The sequence below is a fragment of the Ancylobacter sp. SL191 genome (assembly GCF_026625645.1).
In the GTDB taxonomy this organism is placed as follows: Bacteria; Pseudomonadota; Alphaproteobacteria; order Rhizobiales; family Xanthobacteraceae; genus Ancylobacter.
This window is the reverse complement of record NZ_CP113056.1, coordinates 4,073,754-4,093,769: the sequence shown is the minus strand read 5'-3', so window position 1 is coordinate 4,093,769 and position 20,016 is coordinate 4,073,754. Positions and strand designations below refer to the sequence as shown.

Annotated in this window: 20 protein-coding genes; 11 read left to right on the top strand and 9 right to left on the bottom strand. The window is 65.7% G+C overall.

Going from position 1 to position 20,016, the window contains the following annotated elements; genetic code table 11:
• Positions 1-82 precede the first annotated feature (82 nt).
• From OU996_RS18735 to OU996_RS18720, 4 genes are all read left to right on the top strand, one after another.
• The gene (locus OU996_RS18735) at positions 83-367 is read left to right on the top strand and encodes a hypothetical protein (protein ID WP_267583103.1); all 285 of its coding nucleotides are present in this window, start codon (positions 83-85) and stop codon (positions 365-367) included.
• A gap of 404 nt (positions 368-771) precedes the next feature.
• Positions 772-2,040, top strand: coding sequence for a cation:proton antiporter (locus OU996_RS18730; protein WP_267583102.1), 1,269 nt, complete (start codon positions 772-774; stop codon positions 2,038-2,040).
• Between the two features lie 377 nt (positions 2,041-2,417).
• Complete coding sequence (locus tag OU996_RS18725; RefSeq protein ID WP_267583101.1) at positions 2,418-2,606, top strand: hypothetical protein; 189 nt, start codon at positions 2,418-2,420, stop codon at positions 2,604-2,606.
• Between the two features lie 100 nt (positions 2,607-2,706).
• A complete protein-coding gene (locus OU996_RS18720; protein WP_267583100.1) occupies positions 2,707-3,120 on the top strand; it encodes a DUF3775 domain-containing protein in 414 nt (137 codons plus the stop codon).
• Positions 3,121-3,157: 37 nt separating this feature from the next.
• On the opposite strand, the gene OU996_RS18715 is transcribed toward OU996_RS18720, so the two are convergent.
• From OU996_RS18715 to OU996_RS18705, 3 genes are read right to left on the bottom strand one after another with little or no spacing between them, the layout of a single operon-like run.
• On the bottom strand, positions 3,158-3,868 hold the full coding sequence (locus tag OU996_RS18715) for an ABC transporter ATP-binding protein (protein ID WP_267583099.1): 711 nt from the start codon (positions 3,866-3,868) through the stop codon (positions 3,158-3,160).
• A complete protein-coding gene (locus tag OU996_RS18710) occupies positions 3,861-5,087 on the bottom strand; it encodes an ABC transporter permease (RefSeq protein WP_267583098.1) in 1,227 nt (408 codons plus the stop codon). Before OU996_RS18710 ends, OU996_RS18715 begins: the two co-directional genes overlap by 8 nt.
• Positions 5,084-6,322 (bottom strand): efflux RND transporter periplasmic adaptor subunit, encoded by a 1,239-nt coding sequence (locus OU996_RS18705; RefSeq protein ID WP_267585755.1) that lies wholly within the window; start codon positions 6,320-6,322, stop codon positions 5,084-5,086. Before OU996_RS18705 ends, OU996_RS18710 begins: the two co-directional genes overlap by 4 nt.
• Positions 6,323-6,745: 423 nt before the next feature.
• Here OU996_RS18705 and arcD point away from each other — a divergent pair, with 423 nt between their 5' ends.
• From arcD to cydX, 7 genes are all read left to right on the top strand, one after another.
• Complete coding sequence (gene arcD, locus OU996_RS18700; RefSeq protein WP_267583097.1) at positions 6,746-8,230, top strand: arginine-ornithine antiporter; 1,485 nt, start codon at positions 6,746-6,748, stop codon at positions 8,228-8,230.
• On the top strand, positions 8,227-9,465 hold the full coding sequence (locus tag OU996_RS18695) for an arginine deiminase (protein ID WP_267583096.1): 1,239 nt from the start codon (positions 8,227-8,229) through the stop codon (positions 9,463-9,465). The genes arcD and OU996_RS18695 overlap by 4 nt, the downstream gene beginning before the upstream one ends.
• A gap of 15 nt (positions 9,466-9,480) precedes the next feature.
• Positions 9,481-10,482: an ornithine carbamoyltransferase gene (gene argF, locus OU996_RS18690; protein WP_267583095.1), complete on the top strand. Its 1,002-nt coding sequence runs from the start codon at positions 9,481-9,483 to the stop codon at positions 10,480-10,482.
• A 3-nt stretch (positions 10,483-10,485) separates the two neighbouring features.
• The gene (gene arcC / locus OU996_RS18685) at positions 10,486-11,421 is read left to right on the top strand and encodes a carbamate kinase (protein ID WP_267583094.1); all 936 of its coding nucleotides are present in this window, start codon (positions 10,486-10,488) and stop codon (positions 11,419-11,421) included.
• Between the two features lie 603 nt (positions 11,422-12,024).
• Entirely contained in the window at positions 12,025-13,602 is a 1,578-nt protein-coding gene (locus OU996_RS18680) for a cytochrome ubiquinol oxidase subunit I (protein WP_267583093.1), read from the top strand.
• A gap of 4 nt (positions 13,603-13,606) precedes the next feature.
• Positions 13,607-14,764 (top strand): cytochrome d ubiquinol oxidase subunit II, encoded by a 1,158-nt coding sequence (gene cydB, locus OU996_RS18675; protein WP_267583092.1) that lies wholly within the window; start codon positions 13,607-13,609, stop codon positions 14,762-14,764.
• 16 nt (positions 14,765-14,780) lie between these two features.
• Positions 14,781-14,921, top strand: a complete 141-nt coding sequence (gene cydX / locus OU996_RS18670; RefSeq protein ID WP_267583091.1) for a cytochrome bd-I oxidase subunit CydX — start codon at positions 14,781-14,783, stop codon at positions 14,919-14,921.
• A 79-nt stretch (positions 14,922-15,000) separates the two neighbouring features.
• On the opposite strand, the gene OU996_RS18665 is transcribed toward cydX, so the two are convergent.
• The 6 genes from OU996_RS18665 to OU996_RS18640 all read right to left on the bottom strand — a co-directional run bounded on the left by OU996_RS18665 (position 15,001) and on the right by OU996_RS18640 (position 20,016).
• The gene (locus OU996_RS18665) at positions 15,001-16,536 is read right to left on the bottom strand and encodes a copper resistance CopC/CopD family protein (protein ID WP_267583090.1); all 1,536 of its coding nucleotides are present in this window, start codon (positions 16,534-16,536) and stop codon (positions 15,001-15,003) included.
• Positions 16,537-16,676: 140 nt separating this feature from the next.
• A complete protein-coding gene (locus tag OU996_RS18660) occupies positions 16,677-17,198 on the bottom strand; it encodes a YcnI family protein (protein WP_267583089.1) in 522 nt (173 codons plus the stop codon).
• A gap of 330 nt (positions 17,199-17,528) precedes the next feature.
• Positions 17,529-17,915 carry a DUF2946 family protein gene (locus OU996_RS18655; RefSeq protein WP_267583088.1) on the bottom strand — a complete coding sequence of 129 codons (387 nt, stop codon included), beginning with the start codon at positions 17,913-17,915 and terminating at the stop codon, positions 17,529-17,531.
• Between the two features lie 102 nt (positions 17,916-18,017).
• Positions 18,018-18,557, bottom strand: coding sequence for a Crp/Fnr family transcriptional regulator (locus tag OU996_RS18650; RefSeq protein ID WP_267583087.1), 540 nt, complete (start codon positions 18,555-18,557; stop codon positions 18,018-18,020).
• A gap of 249 nt (positions 18,558-18,806) precedes the next feature.
• A complete protein-coding gene (locus OU996_RS18645) occupies positions 18,807-19,253 on the bottom strand; it encodes a hypothetical protein (protein ID WP_267583086.1) in 447 nt (148 codons plus the stop codon).
• Positions 19,254-19,320: 67 nt separating this feature from the next.
• Positions 19,321-20,016 (bottom strand): sulfite exporter TauE/SafE family protein, encoded by a 696-nt coding sequence (locus OU996_RS18640; RefSeq protein WP_267583085.1) that lies wholly within the window; start codon positions 20,014-20,016, stop codon positions 19,321-19,323.

Genomic DNA, 20,016 nt, shown 5'->3' with positions numbered 1-20,016 from the left:
AAACGACACGCCAAATGTGAACACCTCACCTGACCGCCCGGCTGCATTGCCGGGCGGTCAGGCGTTTCACTGGGAGACGGGCATGGAAAAGATCATTGCGATGCCGTCGGCGGAAACGCCGGGCGGCGACATCGTCACCCTCTACGAGGTGGAAGACGAGATGGACGCCGGAACCGAGGTGGAACCGAACAAACGGCAGGCTGGCATCCGGCGGATGCAGCTCGCAGACGGCCGCGTGCTGACGATGGTTGGCCACGGTGAATACAGGCTTGCAGGGACCGATGAGGTATTTCTGGTCCGGGGCAAAGACCAGGGCCAGCAGTATGACGGTGTCGTCCTCACGCCGCCCGATCAAGGCGAAGGATGAATGCCCTCTGCGTTACCCCGGCAGAGGGGAATCGGCGCGAGCCACTCTCGGACATCGACGGGTTCCGCTGACCCCTGGGCATCGGCATGGTCCGGTAAGGTCACGAGCGATACTTGGTTCCACACTCTGGAGACATGAGCGCACGATATGCGGCATCACGCAGAACAGTCGTGTGCCGCACCCGCCCCCGTGTGCAAGCGGAAGGGACGAGTGACATTCACGCGTCGAAAAGAGCGGCTACACTAGGTTTAAGGATAGCGCCAAGGTCGCGGTCTTTCCCCTAATGCCAAAGCAAGGGCCGGACGTCCTGCGTGTCACCGTTCGCACGAGGGCGGTGACACGGCTGACAGGATGGACGATCCAAATATGGCATCATCCGGACGCCATCGGCACAAGGAAATCCGTTGCTGTCAATCTTTGAGCTTTCGGCCCTCCTTCTGACCCTCTCCGCCGTTCTGGGCTGGGTCAACTATAAATTCCTGCCCATGTCGCGCAGCGTCGGCCTGCTGACAATGAGCGTCGCCGCGTCCCTGATGCTGGTGGCGATTGACATCCTCTATCCGAGCGAGCATCTCTTCGAACCCTTGACGAGCGCCCTTCTGCACATCGACTTCACCTCGGTGGTGATGGACGGAATGCTGGCCTTCCTGCTCTTTGCCGGCGCGCTCCATGTGGATCTCAAGTCGCTGGCCAGCCGCGCCCTTCCGGTCATCGTGCTCGCGACCTTCGCAACCGTCGCATCAACATTCATCGTCGGTTTCCTGATGTGGCAGGCGGCAAGGCTGCTTGGCCAACCCCTTTCATTGCCCTGGGCGCTGGTTTTCGGCGCCCTCATAAGCCCAACCGATCCGGTGGCGGTCATGAGCACGCTCAAGAGCGTCAAGGTGCCGGAAAGTCTCGAGGTCGAGATGAAGGGCGAATCCTTGTTCAACGACGGCGTCGGCATCGTGATCTTCACAATTCTGCTGACATTCGCAACGGGGCAGGGCGGCGACAAGACCTCGCTGCCGGCGATCACCGAACTGCTGGTCGCCGAAGCCGGCGGCGGCCTGCTGCTCGGTTTGGCGACCGGGTACCTCGCCTATTGGGCCATGCGGCTGATCGACGACTATTCCATCGAGGTGCTCATCACGCTCGCACTGGTCACAGCGACCTACGCGATCGCGCAGCGCATCCATGTCAGTGGGCCGCTCGCGGTCGTCGCCGCAGGCCTGCTGATCGGATATCGCGCGCCCCGTGACGCCATGAGCGACCGGACCCAGACCTATGTCTTCGGGCTCTGGACCCTCATCGACGAAGTGCTGAATTCACTGCTTTTTCTGTTGATCGGGCTGGAAGTGCTCATCCTCCGGTTCGACCCACACGCCCTTGTCCTCGCATCGGCCGCCATTCCGATCGTGATCGCCGCGCGTTTCATCGCCGTTGGCCTGCCGACACTCCTGCCTTGGGCCACCGGGCTGATGTCGCGCAGCAATGTCGTCTTCCTGAGCTGGGCCGGGATCCGCGGCGGCATATCCATAGCGCTGGCGCTCTCCATCCCCGAGGGAGAGGCCAAGCCGTGGATCTTAGCTGCGACCTATGCGGTCGTACTGTTCTCGGTCATCGTGCAGGGCTCGTCACTGGGCTGGGTCGCCCGGCGCACCGTACTGGCGCGCAAGAGGGACGGCACATAGCGCATTTCGCTGGATTCCCGTTCAGCGTATCAGCTCGAAATATTAAGCGGCGGATCAACGCTTGTTGGGTGCCGTACGGCCCGCCTGATGGTGCGCCGCTTCGAGGTCCTTACGGAGGTCCTGGTCTGGAGAATGCGGCTGGCGCCGCGCAGTCGGCCAGTGTCCGATACGGACGGGACGGGACCATTGCCGGTGCGACACAACCAGCCGCGGAAACGACGCACGGCCGATCGTTGGGAGGTCTTTCCGGCACAAGACTGCCGCGCCGCGCTCCGGCAAAGCTGTGATCAAGGTGAGGGTTTTCCGAACCTTCCGGGTGCAAGTTATCAAGCGCTATCCTTTCGACGCCGGATCGCGCCGGCACAAAGGATTTTCAGATGAGCACCAAACCCGCCGGAAAGACCGAGAAGATCCCTGATACCGTCATCCATCCCGGCATGATGGGGGACGGCACCGAAGAGCAGAACCTGAATGAAAGCGGTGATCCGGCTGCAAGGATCACCAAGGATGAGGTCGACGCCGCATTCGCCGCCAAGTCCAAAGCCAAGAGCGACGAGAAGCGCTGAAGGAGGCGGACGCCTCGCCTGCGGAGCGCATGCCATTTGGTGCCTGCGTGGTTCAGGCTGCATGTCCTTTTTTGCGAAGCGCCACGATGTGGAGAGTTCAATGACCGACGTACCCGATCTGGCCATCGCCACCCGCAAGGTCTGCTTCATCCTGTCGAAGGCGCGGCAGTTCGACGGGAAGGAAGGCATGACGGATCCCGATTCCGGCTCCAACGCCAGCGACGACGGCATGATTGATGTGCTTGAAGATGACGGAAACGACCCGGTTCAGCATGAACTGCGCAGTTTCATCAACGACCTGGACGTGGATGAGCAGATTGAGCTCGTCGCGCTGGCCTGGTTGGGGCGAGGTGATGGCACCATCGCCGATTGGAGCCGGCTTCAGGCGGATGCCAGATACGCCCATAACGCCCACACAGCCGCCTATCTCATGGGCCTGCCGCTTGTATCCGACTACCTGGAGGAGGGGCTCTCTTTGTTTGGCGAGACCTGTGAGGATTTCGACGCGGAGTGACCGCTGAGGCGTGCCGCACGGCGCGATCCGACTGCCATCAGGCCGGCGCCGAGAGCCTCCCGGCTTCCTGCCCCGAAATTCGGCCATCGATGACATCAAGGATCCGGTCGCAACGCTGGGCGAGTTCGAGATTGTGCGTGACAATCAGGAACGTCGTCGAACGCTCCTTATTGATCCGCCGCATCAGGTCGAAGACACCGTCCGCGGAGACGCTGTCGAGATTGCCGGTCGGCTCGTCAGCCAGCACAAGAGAGGGGTTCATCGCCAGGGCTCGCGCGATCGCGACCCTCTGCTGCTGGCCGCCGGACATGTTGGTCGCGCGGTTGTCGCGCCAGCGCGTCAACTCGACGTCGGCGAGAAGACCATAAGCGACGTCCTGCATCGCATCGGTTCGCCGGCCATGACCCACCAGCATCGGCATCATCACGTTCTCCGCCGCCGTGAACGCGGAGATGAGGTAGTGGTACTGGAAGACGAAGCCGATCGTGTGGCCGCGCAGCGCCGTCAGCCCGGAATCGGACAGGCCCGCGGTGCTCTGCCCGTTGATCGAGACGGTTCCCGATGTCGGGCGGTCCAGCAGGCCGATTATGTTCAGGAGCGTGCTCTTGCCCGAACCGGACGGCCCCATGAGCGCGACGAACTCGCCAGCGGCAAGCGTGAGATCAATGCCGTGCAGCACCTCGGTCTCGACCGGCGTACCGACATTGTAGGACTTGCGGATCTGCGCGAGCGCCAGGACATCAACCACGGATCGCCTCCACCGGATCGAGACGCGCGGCTCTCAGCGCCGGCGCCATGCCCGCAGCCACGCCGGTCAGTGTTGCGACAGCGGCGGCAATGACGAACAGGCTCGGCTCCAGCATCAGCGGGAAGAGTTCCGTGCCGTCGGCCTGCCGTGCAGCCCCGTGCCACAGGCCAAGGGCACCGGCACCAAGGCTCGAACCGATCAGGGAGCCGATGAGGCCGAGCACGCCACCCTGGATCAGAAACACGCCCAGCACCTGGCCGCGCCGCGCGCCCATCGCCCGGAGGATGCCGATGTCCTTCGAGCGCTGGATCACCGAGACGACCAGCACGGCTGCGATACCGAAGGCAACCGAGAGCCCCACGAAGGAGCGGATCAGCGTGTTGGACGATTGCTGTGCACTGACCGCCGTGAAGAACTGGGCGTTGGTCTTGATCCAGCTGTCGGCCTGGATGGGAAGCGCGGCCGAGATGTCCTGCGCGATCGACTCGGCAGCGTAGATGTCGGTGACCGTGACATCGAGGGTCGTCACGCCACCGATCAGGTCGAGCAGGCTTTGCGCCGTCCGCAGCGCGACGAAGGTATTGCGCTCATTGGCGCTCTTGTTGCCGAGGTCGAAAATGCCGGTGATGGTGAGGACACGTGTGGCGCCCGACGAGACGCTCAAATTGAGCTTGTCGCCAATGGTGGCGCCGAGATCCTTGGCAAGCTCGGTGCCGATCAGTATGTCGTCGCTTTCCAGCTTCGACGTTCCCGCGACGATGTAGTCGGGCACCCGAACGATCTGGAAATAGAGCTCCGGCTCCATGCCGGTTAAGGTGATGCTGCGGGAAGCGTCGCCGCGAATGGCGAGCGCCGAGCCCGTCGCCGTCGGCGATACCGTGACGACGTCGGGCCGTGCCTTCATGGCGGTTCTGATGGTCTGCCACTGATCGATCGACAGGATTCGCTGGGAAGGCCTCTGCACGATGGCGCCCTCCACGATGTCGGTCCCCGACCGCAACGGCCGCGCGATCTCATCGGGTGGAATGATCTGGATATGGGCCTGCGAGGTCAGCACCCGCTTGATGAAGTTGGCCTGCAATCCCGCCAGCATCGCCGACATGAAGACGATGACGCCGACGCCCATCGCAATTCCCGTGAGGATGAATACGGTCTGCATGATCCCCTCGGTGAGGAAGCGCAGCGCGATCGTCCATTCGATCGGCGCCCAGTTCCTCATGAGGCCACCGGCCGCAGGCGCTGCCCGGCACGAATACCCGATGCGATAGGCACCAACTGTTCACCAGGCGCGACGCCACTGAGTATCTCAATTGAGTCCGCAGCGCGCAGGCCGATATGGACGGGCTGCGCCTGCGCGCGTCCATTCCGGACGACGAGAACCCAGGGCGCGGCCGTGAGGGAATCGTGAACGGTGCGCGCGGGCACGACCATCACCCCGTCGCGGCGTGCGACTTCGATATCGACCGAAACCGTCATGTCCTGGCGCAGATAGGCCGGAGGCTTGGTCGTCGTCAGCTTGACCTCGATCGAGGCGCGGCTGATGTCGACCGAGGGATTGATGTAGGACAGGATCGCCGGAAAACGTTGGTCGGCATACGCGTCGGCCGATGCGAGCGCTGCCTGCCCGAGGCTGAGCAGACCGATATTCTTCTCGTCGATTTCCAGCACGAGCTGGACCGCGCCGGTCGGTGCGAGGACGAGAAGGGCCTGACCGGGTACGACGACCGTGCCGCGCTCGACGCTGCGCGTGATCAGAATGCCGTCTCGCGGCGAGGTGATGGTGGCATATCCCAGCCGGGCTTTAGCCTCATTGAGGCTGGCCTGCGCCTGTTCGAGCTGGGTTTCGGCCATAACGAAATCCGCGCCGCCGGCCGTTGAGGTGAAAACCTGCAATTCGGCCGTCCGAACCTGCGTCTTGGCGATGTCGATATCCTTGGTCGCGGCATCGAGAACGGCGCGCGTGCCATAGCCGGAGGTCGCGAGTTCCTCGGCACGCTGGAAGGCAGCCTCGGCATTCAGAAGTGTTGCCTTGGCTTGCTTGAGGCTCTCCTCGGCCGCCGGCAGTGTCAGTTCGCGCATCTGGCGGAGCTGGGCGTCGGCTTGTGCCGATGTCGCGTGCGCCTGCACGACGGCGGCCTGAAGTTCCCGCTGGTCCAAGGCGACAAGAGGCTGGCCGGCGGTGACCGACTGGCCCTCCTCGACGAGAACTTCGGCAACTGTCGCCGTAATCTGGCTGGCGATTTCGACGCGAAACGGCGTCTCCACATGCCCGCTGGCAACGACGGTCTTCACCAGATCCGAGCGAAGCACTGGGTAGACCGCAACCTCAGGGCCGACAAGCCAACGCAGCACGCCCAGGCCGGCCGCGATGCCGAGGACGAGAATACCGGCGATCGCCCATTTGCGTGCCCAGAACCACCGACCGCCTTGCAGCAGTAGAGAAGTCGGGGGCATCGGGGCGTCGGTTGCCGCAGTCTGACCCACTATGACCTCATCGCTGTGCTGAACGGTCAAATAGAAGGCCTGCCATGCCGATAGGCTAGCATCGGAATCTACGCAGTCCTCGTGGGAGGCAGACGTTTTACCGATCAGATTACGATGCCGGTTGTTCCGAAGGTGTTTTAGAGAGCGGTCGATGCGTCGTTTCATAGCTGCGAGAGCTGGGCCTGAGTAGTTTCCGGCCCTGCTGTTCTTCTCAAGCTGGCGATAGGTTCCTGCCAGAAATGAGGGGCGTCGAGCGCCTGCCACGGAGCTGCTGAACTCAGCTTTTGAGCGATGGCCCGCGCGGGCGGCTCGCCTCGGGAGCCTCCACACGTCGCGCCAGCATCAGGAAGGCGCCCTTTTCGGGCGCAGGAGCCGGTCTTTGGGACACGCACCATGACACTGTCGTCTCTTGAGCGCGTCGAAACGAGGCCCAAAGCAGCCGGCACGCCCGCAAGCGTGCCGGCGGGCGTGCTGGGGCTTGGAGCTCTTACAGCCGTCGTCATCGGGTCGATGATCGGGTCCGGCGTCTTCAATCTCCCGCAGAACCTCGCGGCCGGCGCCGGCCCGCTCGCCATCATCATCGGCTGGACGATCAGCGGCATCGGCATTCTGGCTCTGGCCTTCGTCTACCAGGGCCTTTCCATCCGGAAGCCGGAGCTGAATTCGGGGCCATATGCCTACGCCAAGGCGGGGTTCGGACCCTTTGTCGGGTTCAACAGCGCCTGGGGCTACTGGCTCTCCGCATGGATCGGCAACGTCTCCTATGCGGTGGTGCTGTTCAGCGCCCTGTCCTACTTCTTCCCGCCGTTCGGCAACGGCAATACCTGGCAGGCAGTCACCGGAGCTTCGGCCGTCCTCTGGCTGATCCACAGCCTGATCCTCTCGGGCGTGAAACAAGCCGCCTTCGCGAATGTCATCACCACGGTTGCCAAGATCGCGCCCATCGTCGTGTTCATCGCCCTGGCGATCGTCGCCTTCCGGCTGGACGTGTTCACGCTGGACTTCATCGGCCTCGCAACGCCCGGTCCCGGAACGATCCTGGATCAGGTCAAGAGCACTATGCTGATTACCCTCTGGGTCTTCATCGGCATTGAAGGGGCGAGCGTCGTCTCCGGCCGCGCGCGCCGGCGCAAGGACATTGGCGTCGCCACGTTTGCCGGTTTCGTCACCACCCTGTTGATTTACGCACTCGTGTCTCTGCTTTCTCTGGGCATCATCAGTCGGCCGGAACTCGCCGTCCTGAAGAACCCCTCAATGGCGGGCGTGCTCGAGCATGTCGTCGGCCCCTGGGGAGCGGTGCTGATTAATGTCGCCCTCGTGGTTTCCGTCCTCGGTGCCTTTCTGGCCTGGACGCTGCTTGCGGCGGAAGTGCCCTATGCGGCCTCGCGCGATGGGACGATGCCGCGTTTCTTTGGTTGGGAAAACAAGGCTGGAGCACCGGCTACGTCATTGTGGATCACCAATGGCCTAGTCCAGCTCTTCCTGATCCTGACGCTGCTCGCGAACAGCACCTATCTTTCGCTGCTCAACATTGCCTCGACAGCCATTCTGATCCCCTACACCTTCTCGGGCGCCTATGCGCTGAAACTGGCCATCTCGGGCGAAGCCTACAAGCCCGGCGAGCGCCGTGTCCGAGACATGATCGGGGGCGCCATTGCCACGGTCTATGGCATCTGGCTCGTCTATGCCGCAGGGCCGACCTATCTGCTGATGGTCGCCATGCTCTATGCGCCGGGCATCGGCATCTATGTCTGGACCCGGCGCGAGAACGCCCAAAAGATCTTCACCCCCATCGAGATCGCCATCGCTGTCGGGATCGCCATTGCCGCGATCACCGCCGCCTGTCTCATCTGGAACGGAAGCATCAGCCCCCTATGAACGCGATCGCCACGACCCAGATCGGCGCCTATTCCGAGGTCGGCAAGCTGCGGGAAGTCCTCGTCCACCGCCCCGACCTCAGCCTGCAACGACTGACGCCCGACAACTGCAAGGCCCTGCTGTTCGACGATGTCCTTTGGGTGAAGAAGGCCCGACAGGAGCACGATGTCTTCGTCGACGCGCTGCGCGAGCGCGGGGTTGGCGTGATGGATCAGGGCCAGTTGCTGGCGGATATCGTTGCCATTCCAGCGGCGCGCCAATGGCTGCTCGATCGCCGCGTCAGCGCGGAGACGGTTGGCACGGACCTGGTCGACGAAATGCGGGGCTGGCTGGACGGGATGCCTGCCGTGGAACTCGCTCGCTTCCTCGTCGGCGGCGTGGCGCGCGCCGAACTGGCGTTTAAACCGGCCGGCCTCGCCGGGCGGACCATGGCGCCGCAGGATTTCGTGCTGCCGCCTTTGCCCAATCAGTTGTTCACCCGCGACAGCTCCTGCTGGATCTACGGGGGCGTCACCATCAACGCGATGTATTGGCCGGCGCGCCGCCCGGAGGCACTTAACCTGGCGGCGATCTACACGTTTCACCCGCGCTTCGCGGATGCAACCTTTGAAACATGGTGGGATGGCGCCGACGCCGCCCCCGGCATCGCGACGCTGGAGGGTGGCGACGTGATGCCGCTTGCCGAGGGCCTCGTGCTGATCGGTATGGGTGAGCGCACCACACCGCAGGCGGTCTCCATGCTGGCCTCTCGGCTGTTCGCCGCCGGCACGGCAACGCGCGTACTTGCCGCGCTGATGCCGCGCGACCGCTCGTTCATGCATCTCGACACCATCTTCACCTTCTGTGATCGCAATTTGGTGACGGTCTATCCGCCAATCGTCGACCGTATCCGGACGTTTTCCCTGCGACCCGGCGATAAAGCCGGTGTCCTGGACATCGTGGAGGAAACCGGGCCCTTCATCGATGTCGTGAAGCAGGCCCTGGGGCTCGATGAACTGCGGGTCATTGCGACTGGCGGCGATGGTTACGAAGCCGAGCGCGAGCAATGGGACGACGGCAACAACCTGCTCGCCATCGAGCCTGGCTTGGTCATCGGCTACGACCGCAACGTGTACACCAATACCTTGCTTCGGCATGCGGGCGTCGAAGTGATCACCATCGAAAGCTCGGAGCTGGGCCGTGGCAGGGGCGGAAGCCATTGCATGTCCTGCCCGATCAGCCGCGATGCTCTCTAGAGAGAAGGTCGATCCATGCCCGTCAATCTACACGCCCGCAGCGTCCTGACGCTTGACGACTTCAACCCCGGTGAGATCCGCTTCCTCCTACAATTGGCCAGCCAACTCAAGGCGGCCAAGGCAGCGGGGACCGAGCAGCGAAGGCTGGAGCGGCGAAACATCGCCCTCATCTTTGAAAAGGACTCGACCCGCACGCGCAGCGGCTTCGAGGTTGCGGCCTATGATCAAGGGGCGCATGTCACGTTCATCGGACCGAGCGGCAGTCACATCGGCCGCACGGAGACGATCAAGGACACCGCGCGCGTGCTCGGCCGCATGTACGACGCCATCGAGTATCGCGGCTTCGACCAGTCGATCGTCGAGGCTTTGGCGAAATACGCCGGAGTACCTGTCTATAACGGCCTCACCAATCAGTCGCACCCGACACAGGTGCTGGCCGACTTCATGACCATGCGCGAATTCACGCATAAGCATCTGTCCGACATGGTGCTGGCCTTCATGGGCGATGGTCGGGACAATGTGGCGATGTCGCTGGCCATCGGCGCCGCCAAAGTCGGTATGGACATGCGCATCGCCGCGCCGCGCAGCCGGTGGCCCGAAGCGGGCTTCATCGCCCATGTGGAGGCGCTGTCCCGGGATACGGGCGCCAAACTGACGGTGACCGAGAGCGTGGTCGAGGCGGTCAAGGGCGCCGATTTTCTTTACACCGATGTCTGGTTGTCCATGGGGGAAGATGAGGCGGAATGGGGCAAGCGCATCGAGTTGCTCGCGCCCTACCGCGTCACCCGCGAGGTGATGGCAGCTAGCGGCAATCCCTACGTCAAGTTCATGCATTGCCTGCCGTCTTTCCACAACGCGGAGACCAGCGCCGGTGCCGATATCCAGAAGCGGTTCGGCATCGACTGCATGGAAGTCACCGAGGAGGTGTTCGAGTCCCCGGCCTCCATTGTCTTCGACCAGGCTGAGAACCGGATGCACTCCATCAAGGCGATCCTCATCGCCACCATCGGAGGCTGAGCGGTGCGATTGGTCGTGGCACTTGGCGGAAATGCACTGCTCAAGCGGGGTGAGCCGATGACCGCCGCCGCCCAGCGGGCCAATGTGGGGCGCGCCGCCCTCTCCCTCGCGGCATTGATCGCGGCGGGCCACCGGATCGTGATTACCCATGGCAATGGCCCGCAGGTGGGGCTGATCGCGCTTCAGGCGGCCGCCGGCCCGGCGGACGGGGCCTATCCGCTCGACATTCTCGGCGCGGAAAGCGAGGGGATGATCGGCTACCTGATCGAGCAAGAGCTGGGCAACCGGCTCGGCAGCGGCGCGCGGCTCGCCACCCTGCTCACGCAGACCCGCGTCGACCCCGCCGATCCGGCCTTCCATGCGCCCAGCAAGCCCATCGGCCCGCTCTATGACGGCGCCGCCATGCAGCGCCTGAAAGCGGAGCGGGGCTGGACGTTCAAGCCTGAAAACGCCACGTGGCGGCGCGTCGTCGCCTCTCCCGAGCCGCTGGAAATTCTTGAGATCAAGGTCATCGCGATGTTGCTGGAAAGCGATGTCACCGTCATCTGCGCCGGCGGCGGCGGCATCCCCGTGGTCGCGCGCGCCGATGGCAGCCTCGCGGGTGTCGAGGCCGTCATCGACAAGGATCGCGCCAGCGCCTTGCTGGCCCGTCAGATCGGGGCTGACATGCTGCTGCTGCTGACCGATGTCGATGCAGTCTATGTCGATTTTGGCACACCGCAGGCGCGGCCCATCGCGCGCGCCGGTGCAGCCTCGCTGCCGGCAGGCGCGTTTGCTGCCGGCTCCATGCGCCCGAAGATCGAGGCGGCGACGCACTTCGCGGCCCTGACCGGCCATCCGGCGGCCATCGGCCGGCTCGAAGACGCCATGGCCATGCTCAAGGGAAATACCGGAACGCTCATCTTGCCCGGCGCGCTGGATGTTCAGCATCGCAACTGAGCGCGCCCGGCGCTCATGGCGTCAACCGAACCGGCAACCGACCGGCTTGGTAAATCTCGCCGACACTCGATGGGGCCCTTGCGAGCGGCTGGGTCCGCGAGCGCGGGCTCAGCCTGGACGCCCGTGGCCAGGGTTAGGGAGCTGATCTCCGTCAGCGAGACGGTCTGCTTGGCGCCTTGCGCCACGGCGGGTGTGATGGCTGCCGAAGCCAGCTGAGCTTCTGGACGTGAGCATCCCCCGTGTTGGACCGGCCTGCTGGCCATCTCCCGAGCGCTTTGTCCGTCATGGACGGAATGTCTAAGGGCTCCTGCGGATAGGCCCCGATCGGCTCGGGCCGTAAATGTTACCGGGCATCAGCAACCGCTGCGGGACATCGTCGCGACCATGGATACCACTTTCACGCCGTTCTGACCGGAAGCGCGCCATCCTGCGATTGGCGCTCATTCCATAACGTCTGCCGCGCTCTTCAGGGACCGAGCGCGTCGTCATCATCGCTATCCGAACACGCGCCCGCAGCCTTCCGGCCGCGCGGCCTGTCGTGCCTTGCGCCGTACGCCGTGCGGCGCGCCGTTATCGAGAGACCCGGCCAACGGAGCCGCCAAGATGGAACTCAACGTCGTCGACCTGTCGCGCCTGCAATTCGCGATGACCGCGCTCTATCACTTCCTTTTCGTCCCCCTCACCCTCGGCCTGTCCATGCTGCTCGGCATCATGGAGACCGTCTATGTGATGACCGGCCGCCCCATCTGGCGGCAGATGACCAAGTTCTGGGGCACGCTGTTCGGCATCAACTTCGTGCTCGGCGTCTCCACCGGCATCGTCATGGAATTCCAGTTCGGCATGAACTGGAGCTATTACAGCCATTACGTCGGCGACATCTTCGGCGCACCGCTGGCCATTGAAGGGCTGATGGCCTTCTTCCTTGAGGCGACGTTTGTCGGCCTTTTCTTCTTCGGATGGGACAAGCTCTCGAAGCTCGGCCACCTCACCGCCACCTGGTGCGTCGCCATCGGCTCGAACCTCTCGGCGCTGTGGATCCTGATCGCCAATGGCTGGATGCAGAACCCGGCGGGCTCCGCGTTTAACCCGCAGACCATGCGCATGGAGGTCACCGACTTCTACGCCGTTCTGATGAACCCGGTGGCGCAGGCCAAATTCGTCCACACCGTCTCCGCCGGCTATGTCACCGCCTCGCTCTTCGTGCTCGGCGTCTCCGCCTGGTATGTGCTGAAGGGCCGGCATGTCGAACTCGCCAAGCGCTCCATGACGGTTGCGGCTTCCTTCGGCCTCGCCGCTTCGCTCTCCGTCGTCGTGCTGGGCGACGAGAGCGGCTATCTCACCACCGAGCACCAGAAGATGAAGCTCGCCGCCATCGAGGCGATGTGGGAGACCGAGCCGGCGCCGGCCGCCTTCACCCTGTTCGGCCTGCCGAGCAATGAGGACCGCGAGACCCATTACGCGGTGCGCATTCCGTGGATGATGGGCCTGATCGCCACCCGCTCGCTGGACACCACCGTGCCTGGCATCGACGAGCTGGTCGGGCAGGCGCAGGATCGGATCAATAGCGGCCTTGTCGCCTTCGACGCCCTGCAGAAGATCCGCGCGACGCCTCCCGGCGGCACTGTGGACCCGGCGGTGCAGAAGGCGTTCGAGGATCACGGCGCCGATCTCGGCTACGCGCTGCTGCTGAAGCGCCATGTCGACGACCCCCGCACCGCGACGCCCCAGCAGATCACCGCTGCGGCCTGGGACACGGTGCCGAGCGTGCCGACGCTGTTCTGGTCGTTCCGCATCATGGTTGGGCTCGGCTTCTTCTTCATCCTGCTGACCGGCACCTTCTTCCTGCTCTCGGCGCGGCGCAGCCTCGAGCGCTACCGCCCGCTGCTTTGGCTCGCCGTGCTCGCGATTCCCCTGCCGTGGGTCGCGGCGGAGCTGGGCTGGGTGGTGGCCGAGGTCGGCCGCCAGCCCTGGATCATCGAGGGCGTGCTGCCCACCGCCGCCGCCGTCTCGAATCTCGGCGCGGCCACGGTGCTGACGACCATCCTCGGCTTTGCCGCGATCTACACCGTGCTCATCATCATCGAGATGGCGCTGATGATCCGTGCCATTCGCAAGGGGCCGGAGCCGGACGATGCGCCGGAAGCCGCCCTCGTTCCCGCCCATCTCGTCGCCGCGGAGTGAGGCCATGATTCTCCACACCCTCATCGACTATGACGTCCTGCGCGTCATCTGGTGGTTGCTGCTCGGCGTGCTGCTGATCGGCTTCGCCATCATGGACGGCTTCGACCTCGGCACGGCCACGCTGCTGCCCTTCGTCGCCCGCACCGATCTCGAACGGCGCACCGTCATCAACGCTATCGGCCCGACCTGGGAAGGCAATCAGGTGTGGCTGATCCTCGGCGGCGGCGCCATCTTCGCCGCTTGGCCGCCGCTCTATGCGGTGTCCTTCTCCGGCTTCTACCTCGCCATGTTCGCCATCCTGTTCGCGCTCATCCTGCGGCCGGTCGGCTTCAAGTACCGCTCGAAGCGCGAGAGCACGGCCTGGCGCTCGGGCTGGGACTGGGCGTTGTTCGTCGGCGGGCTGGTGCCAGCGCTGGTGATGGGCGTCGCGGTCGGCAATGTGCTGCAGGGCGTGCCCTTCCACCTCGATGGCGACCTGCGGATCTTCTACGACGGCACCACGCTGTTCGAACTGCTGAACCCCTATGGCCTGCTCGCCGGCCTGCTGTCGGTCGCCATGCTGGTGATGCACGGCGCCGGCTGGATCGAGCTGAAGACGAGCGGTGTCATTGCCGCCCGCGCCCGTACGCTGGGCTCGCTGGCGGCGCTCGCCACCCTCGCTTTGTTCGTGCTGGGTGGTGTGTGGCTCTGGTTCGGCATTGCCGGCTATGAGTTCACCAGCGCCATCGTCACCACCGGCCCGTCGAACCCGCTCGCCAAGACGGTAGCGCAGGCGCCGGGCGCCTGGTTCGCCAATTACGCCGCGCATCCCTGGATGTGGATCGCCCCGGCGATGGGCCTCCTCGGCGCGCTGGGGAGCTTCATCCTGCTGCGCGCCAACAAGGGCGGCTTCGCCTGGCTGATGAGCTCGGTGTCGATCTTCGGCATCATCGCGACCGTGGGGCTTTCCATGTTCCCCTTCATCCTGCCGTCCTCGATCGACCCGCGCTCCAGCCTCACCGTATGGGATGCCTCATCGAGCCATCTCACCTTGTTCATCATGCTGGTCTGCGCCTTGATCTTCGTGCCGATCATCCTCGCCTATACGAGCTGGGTCTACAAAGTGCTCTGGGGCAAGGTGGACGTGCAGGCGATCGCGAAAGACACCGGCCACGCCTATTGAGAGAAGGAGATATCGCATGTGGTACTTCGCCTGGATGCTGGGCCTGCCGCTCGCGGCTGCCTTCGCCGTGCTCAACGCCATGTGGTACGAGTTGATGGACGATGCCGCCCTGAAGGGGCACCCCAAGGTCGCGCCGGCGCCTGTGAAGGTGCACTGACGGGGCCTCGAAGCCGGTCCGCGGCCGCGCCGCTGCAGGTCATGGCAGCGGGGCCGACCCGGGACATGTGCCGCCTCGATCATCTGCGGATGTGCAGCGTGCCTTCGAGGCGGGTCATGTCGAAATCGGTGATCAGGATATCGATGCGCACGTTCCATTCCCCGGCCGCGGGAATGACCATACCGTCGATGCGCCACAGCCCGTCGCGACGTTCGGCCTTGCGGCGGATCGGCTCGATGCCGAGGGCGGGATTGGCCAGCACCAGCGTTACCTCCCTGGCGTCGAGCGGACCGAACTCGCCGGTCATCAGCATGAGGCTGACATTGACCGGCCCCGCCCGGCCGGGCGTCACGGTGAGGTCCGCCATCGCCTTCAGCGCGTGGATATGGGTCTGCGCCGGCTGGGCGGCGGCCAAAGCAAGGGCGCGCGGCGGCGGCGTGAAGCGCCAGAGCGCCGCGAGGGCGAAGATGGCGAGGATGAGGGCGATTTCCAGCCGGATCGTTCGCACCAGCCGGCGGCGGGCGTCGGCCTCGCTCCGTTGTGCCGGGTCGGTGAGGCGCAGGCGGTTATAGGCGGCGAGGGCGAGGAGCGCCGCCACGAGGATCAGCTTCGCCGCGAGCACACGCCCATAGTCCGTCTCCCACAGGGCGGTGGGGGTGCCGAGCTGGATGACCGCCAGCAACAGGCCCGATGCCAGCAGTGGCAGCACGGCGAAAAGAATGACGGCCGAGAAACGGCGCAGGGCGGCGCCCGCCTCGGGCGATCTGCGTGCGAACAGCAGCGCGAGCGGGAGAAGCGCCCCGACCCACAGGGCGATGCCGACGCCATGGAGGAACACCGCCGGGCGTGTCAGTCCTTGCGGCGGGGCTGCGCCGGCATGGCCGCTGACCGCGAGCGCGACACCCAGCGTGACGAGGGCGAGGAGAGACAGAAAGCGCGCCGGACGGGCGGTCATTGCCAGGCTGGACCCGGCGAGGATGGTGGCCAGCAACGCCCCCATAACGGTCTGACCGAAGCTGGTGGCGAAGCCGGTCTGCCAGACAATCGCCCGGCCAAGGCCGGTCAGCGGCGCATCCAGCGCGTCCACACCCTGAAGGCCGCCAGAGGCGAGCGCGGCAAGCGCGGCGAGCACCAGCGCGGCGCCGATCCATGTCTCGCCGGCGCGGGCGGGTGCCGAGAGCCAGGCGAGGCAGAAGGCGCCGCCAATGCCGACGAACAGGCCGGCATAGAGCAACACGCGCAGACACCAGATCATGCGGGCGACGTTTGGCTCAGTGCCCTCGGCCGCGGCTGGCGCGGGCGTGCTCGGATGGCCGATCGAGAACACGACGGAACCGCCGACGGGATGACCGTCTTCGGAAATCACCCGCCAGCTCAGCACATGCGTGCCCTGAGAAAGGCCGGGCGGGGCGTCGATCTCCAGCGTCTGGTCGCGCAGTGTGAAGCGGTCCAGCGGCAGGCGGGTGCCGTCCGGCGTGACCAGCGACAGCAGCAGCGGCGAGGTGGGTTCGCTGAAGGTAAGGGCAAAGCCTGCCGGTGCCTGCGCCAGCATCGCGCCATCGGCCGGGCTGGCCGCGACCAGCGAGGCATGCGCCAGCGCCAGGCGGCTGGACACGGACCCGCCCAGACCCGCGATCAGCAGGACAAGCAGGAGGCGGAGCAGGGGTGTCGGTGGCAGCAGGGTAGGGGGCACGGGGTCTCGTCCGGCAAGGGGAACCGGCGTGCCCATGGGGCACGCCGGTGGTCAGGCAAGGTTCAGTTCTTCGGCACCAGCTTCACGCCGGGCGCGGGCAGCTCGTAATCGTCCGCGCTCTTGCCCTCGGCGGGAATCTCGATCCAGCGCTCGGCAGCGCCGTCCGGGCATTCCTGCACCACCGGGAAGTACAGCGTCGTGCCGGTCTTGAGGCCGGGGGTGAGGTAGGCGCGCAGCACGAACTCGTCATACTCGTCATCCGGCAGGTTGCCGCCGCTCCAGATGACTTCCTTCACACCCTCGCTGGTCGGGGTGCCGTAATAGTCATAGGTGGTGGCGTACTTGCCCTTCACCTTCTCCAGCGTCCAGCCGGGCTTGGGCTGCGGCTTCACCGAGATCACGCCCTCGGGAATCTGGATGCGGACCTTGAGGGTGGGCTTGCCCTCGCAGCCATGCGGCACGCGGAAGATCGCCTTGTAGGTGGAGGGCACCGGCGCCTGCTGGGTCTCCAGCGTGACATGGGCAAGCGCGCCGCTGGCGCCCAGCGCGAGCAGCGCGGCGGCGAGAGAGGTCGAACGGATCATCTTGGGTCTCCTCGGGTGGAAGCCGGCGTGTTGCCGGCGGTTGAAGACGCGGGCACAGAGGCGCGCGCGGGCACTCACAGCCACGGGGCGGGCAGGAGAGGGGAGGGGCCGCAGGGCCTGTCGGCCGTGCGGTCGGGAGTGGAGCGGGGTCGCAGAGAGCCGGGGCGCCGCATTACCCTGCCGTGCGTGCCCGTTGGAGCGCGCAGACGCTGCCGCCTTCCGGGTAATGGACAGGCCAATGGGGCAGGGGGCACGGGCGGCGGTGTGGCCGCGGTTCTCGGGCGTTAGCTCGCGAGACGGCGCGTCATGCGCGCTTGCGCGAGCCAGCCCTCAGGCGCGGATAGGTGGTGCGCGGCTGTTTCGCGGTGTGCGCCAGCCCTCATCGCCCCGCACGACGGATGTCAGGGGCAGAACGCTGGGTCCGGTGGTCTCCGGCGGGAACACTGCCGCGACCGTGACACTCGGCGCGGGCGCCAATACCGTGCCCAGCAGACAGCCAAGCTGGCAGCAGTCGGGCAGATGCGGCGGCGCGGTCGGCGCGTCCGGGGTGGAGCCGCCCGTCCCCGTGCCAAGGCAGATCACACCATTGTTGCTGTCGGCGAGGGAGGGGGCGGCGTGCGTGCCGAGCGCGAGGCCGGTGAGCAGGAGCTGGAGAACAAGCATATAGGCCGCGCCGAGCGCGACCACAAAGCTCCATCCCTGCCGCTTGCCAGTCACGGGGCCTAAACCTCAATGTCCTGAGACGCCCGGCGGCGCCGCGCGTGGATTATCATGAGCGTCGGGCGTGCCGCAAAGCCGTTTGCCGATCATCCCCCACCTTCACCCCGCTTGCCGGGGAGCGTAGAGCGCCTGCAGCTTCCGGCTGCCGCGCGCGATTTCGGTCAGGGCGGCGCGGTCGAGAAGGGTCAAGGTGGACCCTTTGCCGAAGTCGATCACCCCGTCCTGCTTGAGGCGGCTCATGCAGCGGCTGACGGTCTCCAGCGTCAGACCCAGCCAGTCGGCGAGATCGCCCCGGCTGAGATGGAACGGGAAAGTCTCGCTTCCTTCGCCCTTGAAACAGGCGTGATGGGCATATTGCCCGGCGAGATCGAGCAGCGCCTCGGCCACTCTCTCGCCGGCGCCCAGCCGGCCGAGCCGGGTGAGATGGCCGAGGGCTCGGTCCAGCATCACCTGCTGATGCGCGGCCGCCAGCGCTTCCAGCCCCGCGGCCGGCGCATCCACCGGCGCGAGGCGGGTCGGCGCGAAGGCGACGATCTCGCAGGGCAGGCGGTGAACAAGGCCCTGGTCGATCAACCGACCGGGACCGACGATGTCGAGGATCTGGCGTCGCTCGGCGTCGATCTGGCGGCAGAGCGCCAAGCATCCTGTTTCGATCCGGTAGAGGTGAGCCTCTGCGAGAGTGTCGGGCGTGATCGATTCGCGGGCGGCAATGACGAGCGCGGACCTGTCCGCGTCGGACGGAACGGGCAAGAGCGGCCAAGCGCGCAGGGCGTCGGACCGCAGGGCGGCGTTGATGAACATGGTTGGACCCCGGCATTCGTCTGGCAGGTCTGGCTCGGGCCGGACCGCGCGGACACGCGACCAAGGCAGGCGGTGGCCTGCCGCGATTCAGGCGTGGAGGCCGGAGGCTGGGGGCCCGCGCTGGGCGAGACGGAAGAGCAGGACAGGGTGGGCGGGTGCCGTTTCGGGAAAGCGCGGCCGCGTCAGAAGCGTGTAGTCCGCGGGCCGGAACAGGTCGTGTTCAGGCGTGAGCAGTCCCGGCGTCGCGGCGAGCCGGCAGGCCTCGCAGCCGTGAGAATGCGGGGTGCCGGAGGAGGAGCCGTCATCGGAAGGCGACAGGCACAGCACCGGCAGGGTGCCGTCCGGCAAGACATACTCGCTGAGGTCGACGTCGGCGGGCGCGCTCGCCGCTCGCGCGGGAAGCTGATGGATGGAGCCAACCAGCAACAGGGCAACAGCGCACAGCAGGTGCAACAGTCCCTGGATCGCACCCCGCGCGCGCCGATGCGAGGCCTGCAAGGGCGTGAGGTCGCGCGTGTGAGCAGGATGCGTCATGACAACTCGATGCTAGCGGTGTTTCACGCCGTCGGCATTGGACAAATTGTCCAACGCGCCACCGTCATCACGTCAAACACAACTCTTCCCATGCGGCGGCCGGCAGGAGCGCGCTGGCTGCCGCGATCACGATGAGGGTCGCGCCCGCCAGAACCCGGATGCGCGGCGCGAATGCCATGTGCCGCAGCGCGGTGACGCCGAAAGCCGTCGCCGTCACCGCCGGCAGCGTGCCGAGCCCGAAGCCGACCATGACCAGCGCACCGCCGCCCCCGCTGCCGGTCAGCATGGCGTAGAACAGGGCGCCATAGACCATGCCGCAGGGCAGCAATCCCCAGGCGATCCCGGCAATGAACGGGCCGGCATAGCCGCCGGCAAAGGCGAGGCGGGCGGGATGGCGCGACAACCGGGCGAGCGGCGCGCCGAGCCGGTCCACGACGCTCACCACTGGCACCAGGCCGGTCATCGACAGCCCGATCCAGCCGAGCGCCACCGCGGCCGCCCAGCGCATGACGAGATGGGCGCCCGCCTGATTGAAAGCGCCGTAGAATTCCGATCCGACGACGCCAAGGAAGCTGCCCGCCGTGACATAGGCGATGATCCGCCCCGCCTGGCTCACCAGAAGCACCCCGGCGCGCTGTGCCGGTCCTCGGCCGGTGTCGAAAGCAAGCAGCAGGCCGGAGGCGATGCCGCCGCACATGCCGGCGCAGTGCAGGCTGCTGGCAAGGCCGAGGATCAGGCCGCCAAGAAAGCTGAGATCGACCAT